This is a genomic window from Bradyrhizobium sp. 138 (assembly GCF_023074075.1).
In the GTDB taxonomy this organism is placed as follows: Bacteria; Pseudomonadota; Alphaproteobacteria; order Rhizobiales; family Xanthobacteraceae; genus Bradyrhizobium.
On sequence record NZ_JADPKT010000033.1, the window covers coordinates 310,522 to 326,031 of the forward strand.

The 15,510-nt window shown below is 58.1% G+C and carries 13 protein-coding genes; 5 read left to right on the top strand and 8 right to left on the bottom strand.

From position 1 onward, the window contains the following. Window positions 1-60 precede the first annotated feature (60 nt). Genes rfbA through rfbC form a run of 4 tightly spaced genes read right to left on the bottom strand, consistent with a single transcriptional unit; the run spans window position 61 to window position 3,495 of the window. The gene (rfbA, locus tag IVA79_RS16700; RefSeq protein WP_247554517.1) at window positions 61-963 is read right to left on the bottom strand and encodes a glucose-1-phosphate thymidylyltransferase RfbA; all 903 of its coding nucleotides are present in this window, start codon (window positions 961-963) and stop codon (window positions 61-63) included. Next, window positions 872-1,861, bottom strand: a complete 990-nt coding sequence (rfbD, locus tag IVA79_RS16705; RefSeq protein ID WP_247554519.1) for a dTDP-4-dehydrorhamnose reductase — start codon at window positions 1,859-1,861, stop codon at window positions 872-874. Before rfbD ends, rfbA begins: the two co-directional genes overlap by 92 nt. A 7-nt stretch (window positions 1,862-1,868) precedes the next feature. Further along, window positions 1,869-2,927 (bottom strand): dTDP-glucose 4,6-dehydratase, encoded by a 1,059-nt coding sequence (rfbB, locus tag IVA79_RS16710; protein WP_247554521.1) that lies wholly within the window; start codon window positions 2,925-2,927, stop codon window positions 1,869-1,871. Window positions 2,928-2,937: 10 nt separating this feature from the next. Beyond that, a complete protein-coding gene (gene rfbC / locus IVA79_RS16715) occupies window positions 2,938-3,495 on the bottom strand; it encodes a dTDP-4-dehydrorhamnose 3,5-epimerase (RefSeq protein ID WP_247554523.1) in 558 nt (185 codons plus the stop codon). Between the two features lie 294 nt (window positions 3,496-3,789). Between rfbC and IVA79_RS16720 the strand changes: the two genes are divergently transcribed. The 3 genes from IVA79_RS16720 to IVA79_RS16730 all read left to right on the top strand — a co-directional run bounded on the left by IVA79_RS16720 (window position 3,790) and on the right by IVA79_RS16730 (window position 9,928). Then, window positions 3,790-6,123, top strand: coding sequence for an AAA family ATPase (locus IVA79_RS16720; RefSeq protein ID WP_247554525.1), 2,334 nt, complete (start codon window positions 3,790-3,792; stop codon window positions 6,121-6,123). 94 nt (window positions 6,124-6,217) lie between these two features. Continuing rightward, window positions 6,218-8,317 (top strand): hypothetical protein, encoded by a 2,100-nt coding sequence (locus IVA79_RS16725; protein WP_247554527.1) that lies wholly within the window; start codon window positions 6,218-6,220, stop codon window positions 8,315-8,317. A gap of 141 nt (window positions 8,318-8,458) precedes the next feature. After that, the gene (locus IVA79_RS16730) at window positions 8,459-9,928 is read left to right on the top strand and encodes an exopolysaccharide biosynthesis polyprenyl glycosylphosphotransferase (protein ID WP_247554529.1); all 1,470 of its coding nucleotides are present in this window, start codon (window positions 8,459-8,461) and stop codon (window positions 9,926-9,928) included. 55 nt (window positions 9,929-9,983) lie between these two features. Here IVA79_RS16730 and IVA79_RS16735 read toward each other — a convergent pair whose 3' ends face one another. Beyond that, window positions 9,984-10,352 carry an H-NS histone family protein gene (locus IVA79_RS16735; RefSeq protein ID WP_247554530.1) on the bottom strand — a complete coding sequence of 123 codons (369 nt, stop codon included), beginning with the start codon at window positions 10,350-10,352 and terminating at the stop codon, window positions 9,984-9,986. 721 nt (window positions 10,353-11,073) lie between these two features. Here IVA79_RS16735 and IVA79_RS16740 point away from each other — a divergent pair. Then, the gene (locus tag IVA79_RS16740; RefSeq protein WP_247554532.1) at window positions 11,074-11,457 is read left to right on the top strand and encodes an H-NS histone family protein; all 384 of its coding nucleotides are present in this window, start codon (window positions 11,074-11,076) and stop codon (window positions 11,455-11,457) included. 133 nt (window positions 11,458-11,590) lie between these two features. On the opposite strand, the gene IVA79_RS16745 is transcribed toward IVA79_RS16740, so the two are convergent. The 3 genes from IVA79_RS16745 to IVA79_RS16755 all read right to left on the bottom strand — a co-directional run bounded on the left by IVA79_RS16745 (window position 11,591) and on the right by IVA79_RS16755 (window position 14,195). Next, complete coding sequence (locus tag IVA79_RS16745) at window positions 11,591-12,667, bottom strand: nucleotidyltransferase family protein (protein ID WP_247554534.1); 1,077 nt, start codon at window positions 12,665-12,667, stop codon at window positions 11,591-11,593. Then, window positions 12,654-13,778 carry a serine/threonine protein kinase gene (locus tag IVA79_RS16750; protein WP_247554537.1) on the bottom strand — a complete coding sequence of 375 codons (1,125 nt, stop codon included), beginning with the start codon at window positions 13,776-13,778 and terminating at the stop codon, window positions 12,654-12,656. The genes IVA79_RS16745 and IVA79_RS16750 overlap by 14 nt, the downstream gene beginning before the upstream one ends. Before the next feature lie 171 nt (window positions 13,779-13,949). Continuing rightward, window positions 13,950-14,195 (bottom strand): hypothetical protein, encoded by a 246-nt coding sequence (locus IVA79_RS16755; RefSeq protein WP_247554539.1) that lies wholly within the window; start codon window positions 14,193-14,195, stop codon window positions 13,950-13,952. Between the two features lie 666 nt (window positions 14,196-14,861). Here IVA79_RS16755 and IVA79_RS16760 point away from each other — a divergent pair. Beyond that, on the top strand, window positions 14,862-15,077 hold the full coding sequence (locus IVA79_RS16760; RefSeq protein ID WP_247554541.1) for a hypothetical protein: 216 nt from the start codon (window positions 14,862-14,864) through the stop codon (window positions 15,075-15,077). Window positions 15,078-15,510 lie beyond the last annotated feature (433 nt).

The following is a 15,510-nucleotide window of genomic DNA, read 5'->3' on the forward strand; positions in this document are numbered from 1 at the left end:
GAATTTAAATTAAAAAAATCGCACCGGTCAATTAATTAAAATAGTAATATCACATTTAATTTAAACGTCGATTGCGGCGCCGGTAGGGGGTGCAGGCAGCCGCAGGATCTCATTGAGATACCTGCCGTATCCGCTTTTCTCGAGCGGCTGAATCAGCCCGCGAAGCTGATCTTGATCGATGAATCCCTGCCGGAAGGCGACCTCCTCAAGACAAGCCACCTTCATGCCCTGGCGCTTTTCTAGCGTCTGGACGAACGTCCCTGCATCGATAAGCGACTCGACAGTGCCCGTATCCAACCATGCTAATCCCCGCCCCATGCGCTCGACGTGCAGAGCGCCGGCCGCGAGATAGCGCATTTGCAGATCAGTAATCTCGAGCTCTCCCCGCGGCGACGGCTCGACCCGGCGGGCATATCGCACGACCCGGCTGTCGAAAAAATAGAGACCGGTGATGGCCCAGTTCGATGTCGGCTTGCTAGGCTTCTCCTCGATTCGCAGCGGGCGGTCCGCCTCGTCGAACGTAACGACGCCGTATCGTTCGGGATCGCGTACGTGATACGCGAACACGGTTGCGCCTTCCTCGCGGGCAGCGGCCTTGGCGAGTAGCTCGCTCAATCCGCCGCCGAAAAAGATATTGTCTCCGAGTACCATTGCGACGCGATCGGTTCCGATGAAATCGGCACCTACGATGAACGCTTCCGCAAGCCCGCCGGGACGGGGTTGTTCCGCATAGCTGAGCCGAATCCCCCACTGACTTCCATTCCCGAGCAATCGTTCAAACTGGGACCGATCTGCCGGGGTCGTGATCACCAGGATCTCGCGGATTCCTGCCAGCATCAGCGTCGACAGCGGGTAGTAGATCATCGGCTTGTCATAGACGGGCAGCAATTGCTTGCTGACCACACGCGTGATCGGATAGAGCCGCGTTCCGCTGCCTCCAGCCAGGACGATTCCCTTCAGCATCGGTGTCTCCTTTTCCGACAAGTTGGTCGAGGCAGGTTTCGAGAGAGTGGCGCCAGGTCGGCAATCGAATTCCAAACACGCTCTCCGCTTTGGATGAGTCCAGGCGTGAGTTTAGGGGCCTGCGCGCAGCGCAGGGATACTGCTCGGTCGTGATCGCTTCCAGCGCCGGCGGCCGCACTCCACGACGGGATAAACCATCGAAGATTGCCTCCGCAAAGCCGTGCCAGCTCGTTGTTCCCTGACCGGCGAGATGAAATATTCCCGCTGCGGTGCGGCGGTCATCGGTGAGCGAGCGCTCGGCAATCTTCAGAAGCGCCGCGGCCAGCTCCGCTGCTGAAGTCGGGCTTCCGTGTTGGTCGCAAACGACCTTCACGATCGGTCGCGTTTCGGCCAGCCGTAACATGGTCCGAACGAAGTTGCTGCCTGTTGGGCTGTAGATCCAAGAAGATCTGACGACGGTCGCGAGCGGATGCGCTGCCAAAACGGCCGCCTCGCCGGCCAGCTTTGATGCACCGTATGCGTTCAGCGGCGCCGGCACGTCGGCTTCGTCGTAAGCCTCACGCTTGGCACCGTCAAAGACATAATCCGTCGACAAATGCACAAATGGAATGTTTCTCTGCCATGCGACATCCGCTAATGCAGCCGCACCATCGCGGTTGATACTGAAGGCTTTTCCAACTTCAGACTCTGCCCCATCCACAGCCGTATAAGCAGCGGCATTAATGATCATGCAGGGGGCGATCGAGGCGACCGTCCTGTCGATCCCGTCTCGGACTTCTAGGTCGAGCTCCTTGCGTCCGAGGGCCAATGCAGACAGGCCGCGAAGAGCAGCGAGATCACGAAGGCGGCTGCCTAACTGGCCATTTCGACCAACGATCAGAATCGGTCGTTCGATCATGGCAACCTCAGTGTCGAGTGGCTGGAAGACCAAGGCGCGCGCCGTCGTAGACCATATTGCGAGCCGGCGACCACCAGGCGCCGCTGGCCAGATACCATTCCACCGTGTCGGCGAGACCTTGTTCGAAGCTTCGGGTCGGCTGCCATCCCAGCTCGCTGCGAGCTTTCGACGCATCGATTGCGTAACGTGCGTCGTGCCCCGGACGGTCCGGCACAAACGAGATCAATGATCGCCTCGCTGCCGGCCCTGGACGCAATCGATCAAGCACGTCACAGATCTGGGTGACTACCTCCAGGTTCGAGCGCTCACTGTCGCCGCCGAAATTGTACTTCTCTCCGGCCCTGCCCTCGAATAGCAGCCTGATCAGGCCTGCTGCGTGATCGTCGACATGAAGCCAATCGCGCACATTGCTGCCGTCGCCGTAGACCGGCAACGGCTTGTGCTCAAACGCGTTGAGAATCGTTAGCGGAATGAGCTTTTCCGGAAATTGGAATGGTCCGTAATTGTTCGAACAATTCGACACGATCACCGGCAAGCCATAAGTCTTATGCCAGGCGAGCGCGAGGTGGTCCGAGGCGGCCTTGCTCGCCGAATAAGGTGAGCTCGGCCGATAAGGGCTATCTTCCCGGAAGCAGTCCACCGGCCCCAATGAACCATAGACCTCGTCAGTCGACACGTGAATAAACCTGAACTTTCTCTGCCTCTGGCTTGAAAGCCCGTCGTAATATCGTCTGGCTATTTCCAGGAGAGTGTAGGTGCCGACGATGTTGGTACTAACGAATGTTGCCGATCCGGTAATCGACCGATCGACATGGCTCTCCGCTGCCAAGTGGATGACCGCACTTGGCTCCCACATGTAAAACAGACGAGTGATCGCTTCTTGATCGCAAATATCGTGCTGCTCAAATCGATAGCGGCTTGTACCGTCGATGGATGCCAGCGAGGCCAAATTGGCAGCATAGGTCAGTTTGTCGACATTGACGACCGAGACCCCGACCTCCGACACCAACTGTCGACAGACCGCAGACCCGATAAATCCCGCTCCGCCGGTCACCAGGACACGCATGCCACGTCCTCTATTCAAACACTGATGCAAGCTGGTCGAAGGTGGGGAGCGCTCGATCCTTCGGTGAGAGCTGGGCCGCCGAGGCCTTCACCGGCCATTCGATAGCCAATTCGGGATCCGCCCAATAGACACCGCCGTCGTGGTCCGGAGAATAGACCTCGTCGACCTTGTAAAACACCGTGGTTTGAGGCTCGAGCGTGCAGAAGCCGTGAGCGAACCCTTTTGGAACGAGCAACTGCTCGTCATTTCCGCTATCCAGTTTGACCGAGACGTGCTTGCCGAACGTCGGCGACCGCCGCCGAAGATCGACCACCACATCAAGGATCGCTCCTCTCAACACGCGGACCAGCTTGGCCTGCGCGAAGGGAGGCCTCTGGAAGTGCAGTCCACGAACTGTCCCGACCCGCTCCGAGCAGGACTGATTGTCCTGGATGAAATCGTGAGGAATTCCCTTTTCGGCAAAATCCGAGCGGCGAAACGTCTCGCAAAAATAGCCCCGCGTATCGGAAAAGCGCTTCGATCGGACCAGCTTGACATCCGGAATCGCCAAACTTCGCACTTCCAGCATGACCGCACGCTCCGATCGCGGCGCTATTGCCCGGACGTCGGCCTGATCTCCCCGATGCCTGCCCAACGGAGCAGCGGCGAACCAGGTCCGCCTCGCTCCGTTCACGAAAAATATCGGGTTTAATCCGACGCCAACCCTTCACGGAATTAATTATCTCGACAATTAATGCCTGAGCTCAATTTAATTGGCAATACAAATTTTATCAGATATATTATTTTAAATGCGACCGCAGGTTCTAATCTCGCCTGCGCCCTTGTGCTCCCGCGCGATTGCCGACAGCGAGAAAATTGTCCGATGCTTCAGACCAATACGCTCCAGACCGATGGGGCACGCCTGCCCTCCGCCATGCCGATGCAGTCGGATCGCCAAGACGCCGCGGGCATCGGCGAGCTCATTAAATTGGCGCTGGTCTTTATACGGCGGCAATACCTCGTCATCATTTTCACCATCGTCCTGGCAGGTGCCGTCAGCCTCATATACCTCCGACTGGTCTCGCCGGCCTATACGGCGCAGGTTCAGGTCCTGTTCGAAAATCCAAGGGCACAATTCCTCCAGAAGCAATCGCTTCTCTCCGAACCGATCGTCGACGTCACTCAGATCGAAACGCAGTTGCAGATCATCAAGTCGCAGGCAACCGCTGCGGCCGTGATCAAGCTGTTGAAATTGGGCGATCATCCGGATTTCAGAGAGACCCGGCCGCTGCAGTCCTGGCTATTGAGTTGGCTTCGACGATGGCGATCGAATCCGTCGGAAGCTGCGCAATCTGCCACGCCAGAGCAGCCCTCAGAAGCCATCATTGCGAGCTTTCTGGATCGCCTATCTGCAGGTCGGGTTGGCTATAGTCACGTTATTGAAGTCGCCTTCACCTCGAGCGACCCAGCGCTAGCCGCGGAAATCGCGAACGCGATTGCCAAAGCCTACATCAACGATCAGCTCGAGGCGAAGTTTGAAGCCAGCCGAACTGCAACAAGCTGGCTGCGGGAACGCTTACGAAACCTCGGTGAGGAGGCGCTGACTGCCGAACGCGCCGTCGAGGCTTACAAATCTCAGAACAACATCGTTTCGCCGGGGGGAAAGCCGATCGACGAGCAGCAGATCACCGAACTCAACACTCGGCTGGCTACCGCCCGCGCGCAGAGTTCGGAGGCTGCGGCCAAGCTGTCGCGCTACGAAACTCTCCTCGGCGCCGATCCGACAAAACCAGCCTCGATCGGCAATCTGGACGCCATCGGCTCCGACGCGATGAACAGTCCCATCATTACGTCTCTACGCCAGCAATATCTCGAACTTGCCAGGCGTGAGGCCGAGTTATCGGCACGCGTCGGGCGCGACCATCTGGCGGTCGTTAACGTCCGAAACAGGCTCCGTGAATTTCGCGTTTCCATTCTAGACGAGGTTAAGAGACTTTCTGAGATCAGCCGCAGCGAAGCCGAACTCGCCAAGCAGCGGCAGCAAGAGATCGAAAAACGTCTGTCCGTGGCCATCGCGCAGTCGCGCCTCACGAACTCGGCAGAGCTGACGATAAGAGATTTGGAAAGTCGGGCGAAAAGCCTGCGGGCCCTCTACGACACCTTCCTTCAGCAGTACATGGGCTCGACGCAGCAGGAGACCTTCCCTATCTCGGAAACCCGGGTCATCTTCCCCGCCTCCGCCGCTCAAACCAAGAGCAAACCCAAGACGAAGGTCGTGCTGAGTTTCGGTCTTCTGGGTGGCCTCGCGCTGGGACTACTCCTCGGTTTCGTGAGAGACGTAATGGACCGCGTTTTCCGTACGTCTTCCCAACTCGAGGCTGCGCTGGAACTGCCGTGCCTCTCTCTCGTTCCGATCCTGACCTTGCCCAAGCAGCAGAGGCCGTCGGCGCGGCTTCAACAGACGCAGGAAGACTCGAACCAGCGAATACTTTCGGCCGCTCCGGACATTCATCGCGCCGTCGTAGGCATGCCTCTCTCTCGGTACACGGAGGCCATCCGTGCGATCAAGATTGCAATCGATCATAGCCCGGCGAAAACCCCCAACCAGGTGATTGGCGTGACGTCAGCTCTCCCAAATGAGGGCAAGACCACGATTGCTGCTTCCGTGGCGCAGCTCATCGGACACAGCGGGAAGAAGGTCATCATAGTGGACTGCGATCTCCGGAATCCATCGCTCTCGGCCCGTGTCGTCCCGAAGGCAGTGGATGGCATTATTGAGGTCATGAACGGCGATCGCCCACTCGAGGAGGTCGTCTGGCGGGATCCGAGGACAAATCTTGCCGTTCTTCCGGCCGTTCAACGCGGCCCCGTGCTTCACTCGAGCGAACTTCTGTCCGACAGCTCGATATGCAAGCTCTTTGATCGACTGCGACAAAGCTATGATTACGTTATTGTCGATCTTCCTCCGCTGAGTCCGCTTGTCGACGTGCGGGTGACAGCGCCTCTCATTGATTGTTACGTTCTCGTCGTCGAATGGGGACGCACCAAGATCGAGGTCGTTCAGCATGCACTGCACACCGCCCCGACGATCTCGGACTCGCTGATCGGCGCTGTCCTGAACAAGACGGACATCAAGGCGATGGCGCGCTACGACACCCAGCGAAGCGACTATTACGACGACAGTCACTACGTTCGTTATGGCCTTTCGAGCTCCTGAGCGGCCTGGCGCAATGCACCATCACGATTTGCGCATTGGACGGTCTGCCGATCTGAGCATCCGGAGGAACGCCACGCCAGAGAGGTGACTTAGTATGCTCGTCAGGTTCCTGATGCTGGCACTCGTTGCGTCCGTCGCTGCAGCGTTCGCAATGCCCGAGATCTCGCTGCAACGAGCTCTATGCTCTGCTCTCCTCGCGACCGCGGTGCTGGCAGCCGCAGTCTTCGCCTCATCCTCAGCAATCGCGAGTCTGGTACGACGGTCGGGATTCTTTCTCATCCTCATTCTCGCCGTACCGGCGATCTACATGGCCTTCCAACTCGTTCCAATGCCGATCCGCGGAATCGGCAATCCGATATGGGAAACCGCGTCGGCCGCATTGAATGCCCCGCTCGCTGAACGGCTCACGGTGGACATCCATGCAACTGTGCAGGCATTCCTGCACTATAATGCTGCCGTCGCCCTCGCGCTCATCACGGCCATCGTCGCGCTGGACCGACAGCGCGCGTGGCAACTGCTCTCCATGCTGGTCTCGATCGCGACGGTCGTCAGTGCGTACCTGCTGTTGCGGCAGACGATCGGATCGAACGGTTTCTCGCGCGGCGGTACTGCCATCCTCGCCGTGACCGGCGCAGTCCCGGCTGTGCTAGGGCTGGTGCTGTCCGTAGCGATGATGGCCCGTGCATTCGAGGACCGCCGCCGTGTCAAGCAACGCTTGTTTCGAATAGCGACGACCCTGCCGTTCGCAATCCTCGCAACGTTTCTCTGTCTGTCGGCAATCCTCGTCAGCGGAGACGGGACGGGAACTGCCACAGCGGCATTGCTCGGAGTGGGGATCGTGCTCGCCGCGTTCGCGATCCAGAACTGGTTCTCTGGAGTTTGGGGTATCGCGAGCGTCCTGGCCACGGCTGCAGTGTTGTTTCTGGCGGCCTTCACCCTCGTGCCAATTCGGCCTAATGCCGATCTGACAGTCGCCCTGGCCGAGCACACCCCGGGGGCGACCGAGCGGATGTTGCAGGATGCCCGCTATGCCGGCTCCGGCGCGGGAACCTACGCAGCATTGCTACCAATCCATCGCGATATTGCCGCGCCGTTGTCACGAGAGCACCCGACGGCTGCCGCGGCCATCGCAATCGAGATGGGCCGCCCCTTTCTGTACGGCGTGTTGATCGTTGCGGTACTTGGCGCCGGGGCTTTGCTCAGATGCTCCCTGCGGCGAAGGCATGACTACGTCTACGCGGCCGCTGGCGCCGGCGCTGCGGCTTCGTTGGTTATGCTGGCCTTGGTCGAGGACGGCATTCTCGAGTTCGGCGCATCGCTGCTGGCTGCAGCGCTGTTCGGACTTGCGGTCGGTCAACGCCAGCGTGATACAGGCGCTGCGACCGTGCAGTCGCGTTCAACGCGGCCCATAGGTGGACCGGATAGTCCAGGTCCAGCATGCGCGTCAAGACGCTCAGATGGGATCGGCAATGTAGCGATGCGTATTGGATTGGGCTCCATTGCAGTCGCGCTGATCGCGCAAACGGTCTGGCTGCTCGCTCAGCCGTCGTATCCTGGCGGCCTGCCGGTTGAAGCGCTCGCCGCCAATGATGGGTCACGCCAAGCGCTTCTGAGGGTGCCACCGCCGAATTCACTGCGCAGTGATGGCGATTTGCGGTCTGGCAGACTCGCTCCCACCCCACAACCGGCGGCCAATGGAGCGGCAGCCTCAAGACCGGAGTTCGGAGTCCATCCTGCCGCGCCGACTGTACTGGCACAGGCACTGCGGTCCTCGCCATTACGAGGAGATCTTTGGCTCATGCTTGCGGCAGTGTCGAGGGAGCAAAGATCGGTCGAATACGACGTCGCGGCCTTGCTGAAACTCTCGTACTACACAGCCCCAAACGATTTGCCCCTGCTTCCGCTACGACTGACGCTCGCTCTCGGCGAGGCCTCGGTCGTCAGCGAGCCCGAATTGCGTGAACTGGTGCAGCGCGACGTCAAGATTGCCTTTGCTACGCAGCCCACTCTCCGACCCGCTCTCATTGCTGCTTATCAATCGGCGTCGGCTAATGGGAAGACCCTTGTGGATAGTCTGATATCGGAATGGGATTCAGCAGCAGCTCTTCAAAGCATGCGCAAGGAAATCCCGATTCCTTCGCCCGGATCGGATTTGCCTCTGCCGAACCGGGTCCCCGGCCGAGGGCCGCGGTAGTTCCCAAGCTTGTTCCGATGCAATAAGCAGGCCGCCTGCGTACGGGACAAAAGCGGCAAATGGCAACATTTAAATTGCTAGTTTTATCTTGATATATTCAATAAATTAATAATACATTAAATGCCGCTCTCAGGTGCCGCCATGAATTTCGTGAACCGACACTTTCCCGATCGAAACGATACGGCTCGTGTCAGCCTCGAGCCACCGGTGTTCCCCAGGCATAAATGGCCCCTCCGTTATGACTGGATCGAACATGTTGCCCTCTGCGCCGATGTCGCGACGATTTTGTTTGCAAGCGCGATCTCCACGTTGCTGTACCGGCTCCAAAGCGGGCAAGCTGAGGGAAGCCATGGCAACGCATTTGGCGTGGCGCTGGTCAGCGCAGCTTGCGTGGCCTCCGTGCTGAAGGCTCAAGGCCTTTATCGCCCGATTGAGCTCCTCGTCCTCAAGAACCAGGTTCGGGCCGTCTGTGTGACATGGGCGTCATTGCTGCTCTTGATCTGGGCCGCGTACGGCTTTGCAATTCGCCCGGGCGCTTCTCAGGAAGCCGGCCCACTCTTCGCCATCCTGGGCTTGGGACTTCTTGTCGCCGAGCGATGGGGTGTCAGGTCGCTGTTGGTAAGAGGTCTGAGCGAAAGAAGATTCGCCAGCACGAATATCATTCTAATTACCGACCAGCCGCTTTCGAAGAACGCGGGCCTGCCGGAAACCTTGGCCATGCACGGTTATTGCGTCGAGGGACGGTTCAGCCTGCCGCCGACTGGGTTCGGTCCCGCCGGCCGCAGGCGGCTCACGTCTCGCGTAATCGACCATATTCGCAACGCCCAACTCGACCAGGTGGTGGTCGAAGCCGGCCCGGAGCGATGGCCCGAGCTTCGGGCATTCATTGCGGAGTTGCGGGTATTGCCGTTTCCGATCATATTCGTGCCGGTCGGCACAACATCCGAATTGCTTCGGCATCCTACGCGGAGCCTTGGAAGTGCCGTTTGCGTAGAATTGCAGCGCGGCCCCCTTGCGCCGTTTGAGTGCGCGACCAAGCGAATTATCGATATTCTTGGCGCGGGGTTCGCCCTGGCTATATCTGCACCACTGCTTGCGCTGGCTGCGGTCGCAATCAAGCTTGATTCTCGCGGCCCCGTATTCTTCCGACAACAACGCTGTGGTTTTAATGGTCGGACATTCTTGATCCGCAAATTTCGGACCATGCATGTGCTCGAGGACGGCAGTGTGATCGTTCAGGCCACCCCCCTCGACCAACGCATCACCCGCGTGGGCAAATGGCTGCGTCGAACTAGTTTCGACGAACTGCCGCAACTGCTCAATGTGCTCGAGGGCAACATGTCGCTGGTGGGACCGCGTCCCCACGCCTTGGCCCACGACGGACAGTTTGACAAGCTCGTGCGAAATTACGCGTTTCGCCGCAGGGTCACGCCAGGACTGACCGGATGGGCCCAGATCCACGGCTGCCGCGGCGCAACTCCCACGGCCTCCATGATCGAAGCACGTGTACAGTACGATCTCTGGTACATCGACAATTGGAGTCTTCGGCTGGATCTCGCAATCCTGTTGCGAACTCCGATGGAAGTATTGCGGGGCCGCAACGCCTACTAGGCTCGATCTCCGCTCAAAGCGCCAAGCTACGCCAGCCTGCTGGCGTAGCGCCGCTTCACGCCCTCTGCCGAAGCTTCGGACCTGCTCCCCCTATGCGAAACTCCTCGATCCGACGGCCGGATTTCATGGCAGCAACCAACCACCGCGGCTGCTTGCCACGTCCTGACCAAGTTTCAGAAGTCTGGGGATTGCGATATTTCGGCAGCACGCGCGGATATTTGCGCCTCTGCTTGCCGGTCGGGGAGACGCCCGCCCCGCCTGTTTCGGCTAGCGCAGCCATCCCGCCGCCGAGAACCGCCAGGCGCTTCTCCAGTTCCTGCTTTTCCGCCTTGATCCGATCCGACAAAATGCCGCTAATTTCCTCGTGAAGCGACCATAGATCGTCGAGGGACATCGCTTCTAGTTCGAGCTTCTTGGTCGACATGTTAGCATCCTGTAGTTGCGCCCATTTAATATTGTCCCGGCCGGGTAATCAAGAACCAAATGACAAGCTTAAACAAAAAATATGTGGAACCGAACGGTAAGTTCGTGCTCCACATAACTGTGTCGTCGGTTCTAATCAAGACAAAAAAATGAACTATTCGCCCAATTAATAGCGGCCCACAGCTAATACCACGCGCCTTGCGTGCACCGACATCTCGACTTCAGCTAGGAATGGCACATCCAGCTGGCCGCGCGATCAATCTGCGACGCCGCACTCTCGGCAAATATGATCGGCGCGCGAGACTGCCTTGCTTCGTCCTTGATGAAATACGGCCATCAACCCGCTGCAACCGGAAGCTTATGACTGCGATATCCCTCAGCGCGAGCCGTCGCAACTGGATTTGTAGCTTCAAAGCCTGGATATCGGTCAATCCAGCCGAGGGAGCGATGAACTGGCCGACCGCCGCCTGAAGGCGCCCCAGAGGGCAATCGATAACATCCAATGTTTCTCTTCGGACTTGCAGCAAGGCTGCCTCGCCTGTCATTAAAACGATGAAAATAATCCTCGCAATAAATATTAAATAATATATTATTTATTTATTGTCGCGTCAATTTGAAAGACCCAACCTTGGACCTACGCTATATGCAGCACTCGAAAGCGATATTCGGAGTGGAGATGACAAGGTAGTCGGAGGATGGGGTCGAACGGTGACGAGAATGCTATGCGCAGGCAAGATCTCGAAGCCATGGATTTTGAAGAACTATGGCTCCTCCACGAGGAGCTAACAAAGATTCTCGCTGAAAAGATCACGGCCGAAAAGCGGGAGTTGGAGAAGCGCCTGGCGCAACTCAATCAACCGGAACAAGTCGGTGGGCCCGAGAGCGGGGCGGCAGAGACGGGCCTAGGTCAGCCTCCCCGCCGCAAATACCCAAAGGTCGTACCGAAATACTTCAACCCCCTCAAACCGACAGAGACTTGGTCCGGGCGTGGCAAACAGCCGCGCTGGCTGGTCGCCGCGCTACAATCAGGGCACACGCTGGAGGAGTTCAGGATTCACGAGAACGGTGAAGCCTCCAACCAGAATGCTGGTGGTCAGGAGCATTGATAGCCCTGCCACTGCAAATGCCTGCATGCGAGAAATCGCTAGATCCACGGATCCGGAAGCTGGCGTTCGCTCAGAACGCGGCTATTTGAAAGCTTCCGCATGGGATCTGCCGCCTAACGAAGGAGCTTGTGGTTTAGGCCTTCCCTGCGCGCACCGCGACGGCCGCCTTCAACAGAAACTGCAGGGTTCCCGTCCTCGGCAAGGACCACAATCCACGCCGGCGCGCGGCGGGCTGAATGGTGCCATTTACCATCTTCCGGTAGTTTCCGAGATCCAGCATCGTCATTGCGAGGAAGGGCACACGCGTGGCCGGAAATCGTGCTTGCATCAACTGTCGCATGAACTGCAGACGGGGAATCAGCCGAGAGCGCAACTCTTGTGGAATCTCGACGTCAAGTAGCTCAGCAAGAGCGAACAGCTGGGTTTCAACCGCGTTCTTCATCAATTCGCCCGAGACAAGAGAGGTAAGCTCTTTCCAATCGAGGCCCTCGGCAGAATTGCTTAGATCACGTAATTCAACAAGGTGACGCAGGTCGAGATCGCCGAGCCAATAACCATAGTCTTGAAATTGATCATGGATGATCAACATAAGCGCCCGGTAAGTAGGGGTGGGGATATACAGGCGCCCGCGTCCCAGCGGCGCGGGGACACAATGGTTCAGCGGATGCCCGACGCTCTGGTAGAGGTACGCAGGGCCTGGAGCTGCCTGCTGCAGGTCGATGGTCCCGACATCCTGCGGCCGATTCAGCTCGACGTGCCATCTCGGGCTTTCGGGAGGGGTTTGATAGTCGATATCGTAACCAATTGCGCATAGAGCGGAGACTGCCATTTTGGCTTCGTCCGGCATAACCATAATATCCAGGTCAGACATTAACCGAACGCCTCGTCGCTCCTTGGGCGCGGTCGCCAGCGTCGATGCCCCCTTGAGCATGATCGGCGTAATTCCCAGGCCGTTCATCGCAATGACGGCTTCTTCGAGTTGAGCGACGAGCCGATTGTTACGCAGCACGTTTCGGCTGTGGATCTGGCGAATATATCCGCAGACGTCCTCCGGCAGGATCTCTGCAAATTTGTCGGCAAAATCGATGAGCGCCGGCGTCGTCAGAGTCTGGTTTGCGAGCCCGATTACGGACGTCCACTCGACGTCGACAGGCGGCATGCCTTGCAAGCAATTGCAGAGGCTCGTCAGCGCCGTGCTATGCCCTGCCATTGCATAGATCCATAAGCACGCGCCGAGCCTCCACAGCCTCGCTGTAGGTCAACTGAAACGATCGCGCGCCAGCGACGATCCGCTTCAAAGCGAAAAAGCCGGCCTGCGAAAGTCTTCCGTCAGCAGCAAATGCATTCTCGATGAGCCGCTTCATCGAATCCAGCTGATCTATCACGGTCAATTCGCCCGGACCGCTCGCTACACGGTTCAAGAAGATGATCCAGCTTGCGGAAAAGCATTCCTGGTGCGCATCCGGAATGGGCACGTACCGCACCCGAACGCCGTCGGAGCGACAATGCGTCGCGTCGTACCGGTCCCCATGTAGTCGCGAGAGCAAGTCCCACGACCCCTCCTTCAAGGTGAGAGCAAACGGGATGCCGCAAATCGTTCCGTCAGCTCCAACCAGCGCAACATCATCCCCGGCATACCGAAGCCCGGCGTCCGCCAGCTGCAGTGTAAGGGTAGACTTTCCAGCTCCCGGTTGGCCGCACAACAATAGGCCCATACCGTCTTTCACGAGGGAAGCGGCATGAAGGGAGAAGGTCCAACGATTGCTTCGAATAAGTCGCTCGGTGATGTGGGCTTTGATCGTGGGGGCCAGTGCTTCGACTTGACATCTGGAGATGCTGGAATCCTCTCCGCGCAAGAATACTTGCTCGTCGAGCATCATTGCCTCGATCTCAATATCGTCGCCGCCGCCGGCGCTCTGGTCCGAAACACAAAATAGCGAAAGCAGCTGTCTCAAGAGGTCCCGATTTGCAGCCCGGACACCTATTCTGTGCCGACCTAGGATCGCTGAGAAGGCATAAGCACAATCGGTCGGCATTCGCCAATCGACTTCGAGCAACGCCCGGTCGATCCATACATTTACAACCTGTCGCGTGAACTGGCGTGCGGTGTGCTCGTCAATGCCTAGCGTCTCAAGCCCCTGATAGGTGTCTTCCAGAGAGGCGCCTTGCGCCAACTTGCACCAAATGAATGCCCCTACTCGGTCCAGTTCAAAGATCTTTTGCCCTGCTTCGCTGAAGAGCATCGATCGACCGTCCAGCAGCGCGAACACTGCATCCGAAGCCGGCCTCAGCACCATCTCTGCCGACGATTTTTCCAGCACGGCTCCAACCAATGTAACGAAATCTGCCTCGTCCTGTAGCACGAGACGACGATGCGTCTGGGATGCTCGCGGCCCTCGGCAGCCTACCAAGTTCGATCTGACCCGTCGGCGGCACGGCGGTCTGCCGGGCACAAGTCACCTAATCGGTCTCGTTTCGAAACGACAATCCGGTCAGTCATTCCACAGCTGGCCGCCCTGCCCCCTCACTGCGGAGAAATGTTCAACACCTGCTCTCAAAGAACGCTCGCTCGCGCTCAACCGATGAGCATCCAGGAGGTACCGATAGGCTTCACGATTGGCACTGCGTTCTCGCAGAATGCGCTCCTTCTCGCCAATGCCCACCAATTCCGCGCGCATCTGGGCCAATTGCGGCGCATCGGGGAAAAGGTCGTACTCGCCAAGAGTCAAATCCCACATTGTCTCCTCCAGCCGAACGAAAACCTGGACGAGCTTAGCTTACGTCATCGGCAACAATTAACAACGATATTTACAGACCGCCCTATAATCAAAATTTATTTCACATTTGAACCGCGCACAACTGCCCGTTACCAAGTCAAATCCCGGCGACCCGGTAGTGAGGAAATGACTGAATGTGCGAGGGGGGCCCGACGTTTTTCCAAGATGACATCCCGCCGAAGGCCGGGCAAAATAAATCGGTCGAGAGTCGCAAACCGGACCGACAACGAGAGTTTAATTGCACATTAAATGAAGCGCCGAAAATATTAACGAACTGCGTGAGGGGGGAGTGAGACCAGTGATCCGGTTGTCCGACCTGTCCGACAAGAGGAAGACATTGGCATCGTTGCGAGCGGAATATTCCGCGATAATTGTGAGGGGCCCCCCAGAAGCTTTCGGTTGAGATCGAAGCCTCATTTCATGGGGCCTGCCGGGCCAAAGCCGGCAGTATCCCGAGAATTCGCCCAGCAAGAATCCGGTCGGTTGGAGAAGCGCCGTCACGAGCAAGTTGCCCTTTGCTCGAACATCGACCCAGGTGCGATGCCCCCCCAAGTAAACCCGCACCGACGAGAGCGCACTCCGGCCGACCGGCCCCTTTTATTCGGCAGATGTTTCAGGGAGGCTCACATGGGTATGATTATGGTCAAGTGTCCGAAAACCGGTCGCGCGATTCCCACCGGCATCAAATCCGATCGAGAGACTTTCCTGCGCAGCATCGTGTTTTTCGGCAATACGCGTTGCCCGACTTGCCAGGCCGATCACAACTGGTTCGCTCGCGAGGCCTGGGTCGAAGAGCCAGTCGTTCGGACCACGGATATCCTTGGCGCGGCTCCCTCGTGCTGATGCAAATGCCGAGGCCGTTTCAAATGCCGAGGCCGTTTCAAAGAGTGCGTCCAAATTCTCCTTTTTCGAGACAGGCATTTCTGTTGCAGCGCACCAGAACGCTAGAAAATATTTCCGCGTATCGTCGTAAAGCGAACGGACGGCTCGAGGATGCATCGCTTAGACGTGATTGGCACGTCATCACAATTTCGAGCTTCCCGTCACGGATTCGGCAAGGCCTGTTTGGGGGTGTGGTAGTGAGTAGTGGAGTTTGTAGCCTGGCTGTTCTGCGTCACACAACGATCGAACTCGTTAGCCTGCTGGGCCAGTTGAAGCGGCTCCGGGAGAGAGTACGAAGAGCGGAAGCACGGCGCTCGGTAGAAAGACGGCGGTCAGCCTCGTCGCCGCGCACGCAAAAGCCCCGAGCAACGAGGTATCGCACGCACGGGATACC

Excerpts from the sequence above, each read along its gene's own strand:
- rfbA (WP_247554517.1), bottom strand. The coding sequence starts at position 963 with ATGCTGAAGGGAATCGTCCTGGCTGGAGGCAGCGGAACGCGGCTCTAT.
- rfbD (WP_247554519.1), bottom strand. The coding sequence starts at position 1,861 with ATGATCGAACGACCGATTCTGATCGTTGGTCGAAATGGCCAGTTAGGC.
- rfbB (WP_247554521.1), bottom strand. The coding sequence starts at position 2,927 with ATGCGTGTCCTGGTGACCGGCGGAGCGGGATTTATCGGGTCTGCGGTC.
- rfbC (WP_247554523.1), bottom strand. The coding sequence starts at position 3,495 with ATGCTGGAAGTGCGAAGTTTGGCGATTCCGGATGTCAAGCTGGTCCGA.
- IVA79_RS16720 (WP_247554525.1), top strand. The coding sequence starts at position 3,790 with ATGCTTCAGACCAATACGCTCCAGACCGATGGGGCACGCCTGCCCTCC.
- IVA79_RS16725 (WP_247554527.1), top strand. The coding sequence starts at position 6,218 with ATGCTCGTCAGGTTCCTGATGCTGGCACTCGTTGCGTCCGTCGCTGCA.
- IVA79_RS16730 (WP_247554529.1), top strand. The coding sequence starts at position 8,459 with ATGAATTTCGTGAACCGACACTTTCCCGATCGAAACGATACGGCTCGT.
- IVA79_RS16735 (WP_247554530.1), bottom strand. The coding sequence starts at position 10,352 with ATGTCGACCAAGAAGCTCGAACTAGAAGCGATGTCCCTCGACGATCTA.
- IVA79_RS16740 (WP_247554532.1), top strand. The coding sequence starts at position 11,074 with ATGCGCAGGCAAGATCTCGAAGCCATGGATTTTGAAGAACTATGGCTC.
- IVA79_RS16745 (WP_247554534.1), bottom strand. The coding sequence starts at position 12,667 with ATGGCAGGGCATAGCACGGCGCTGACGAGCCTCTGCAATTGCTTGCAA.
- IVA79_RS16755 (WP_247554539.1), bottom strand. The coding sequence starts at position 14,195 with ATGTGGGATTTGACTCTTGGCGAGTACGACCTTTTCCCCGATGCGCCG.
- IVA79_RS16760 (WP_247554541.1), top strand. The coding sequence starts at position 14,862 with ATGGGTATGATTATGGTCAAGTGTCCGAAAACCGGTCGCGCGATTCCC.